The 534-nt window shown below is 54.3% G+C and carries 1 protein-coding gene; it reads left to right on the top strand.

Annotation, left to right across the window (positions count from 1 at the left end; all coding sequences use genetic code 11):
• Positions 1-534, top strand: a 534-nt coding sequence (locus A6M21_RS18710) for a hypothetical protein (RefSeq protein ID WP_201721847.1), incomplete at both ends; no start/stop codon positions are given.

Genomic DNA, 534 nt, shown 5'->3' with positions numbered 1-534 from the left:
GGACGGGGCATCCCCCGCCGCGCAAATGACTGGCTGACCATACCGATGACCACACCGCCGGCATACATAAACCGGTTGCTGAATCATCTTGCATCCGGCAATGCCTATACTGTGCAGGTATTGCGCAAAGACGGAAAGTTCTTTGCCCATATTACATTCGCCCAGGGTGACGAAAAACAGGTGGATTGCACCCGGCCAATGGCCGGCATTGACCTGAATCCGCAGAACATATCCGTCACCATCGTATCGCCAGACGGCAATTTTAAAACATCACGGGTATTTCATTGTCCCGATTTGCCGGCTGTAAAAGCCGGAAAGCGGGATTGGCTCACCGGCAACCTGTGCCGGGACATCGCCGGCTGGCTGATCGTCGCCGGCGTTACCCAGGCCGCCGCTGAAGAATTGCACTTTAATCAGGACCATGACACCAACCGGTTTTTCAACCGCATGAGCCATAATTTTTCCCACCGGGATATGTTCACCAACCTGGTTACCCGGCTGAGGAAAGAAGGCATCGCGGTTTTCACTGTGAAC

Origin of the sequence: Desulfotomaculum copahuensis (assembly GCF_001655685.1) — a bacterium.
GTDB lineage: Bacteria > Bacillota > Desulfotomaculia > Desulfotomaculales > Desulfovirgulaceae > Desulfotomaculum_G > Desulfotomaculum_G copahuensis.
This window is presented reverse-complemented; position numbering and strand designations above follow the sequence as displayed.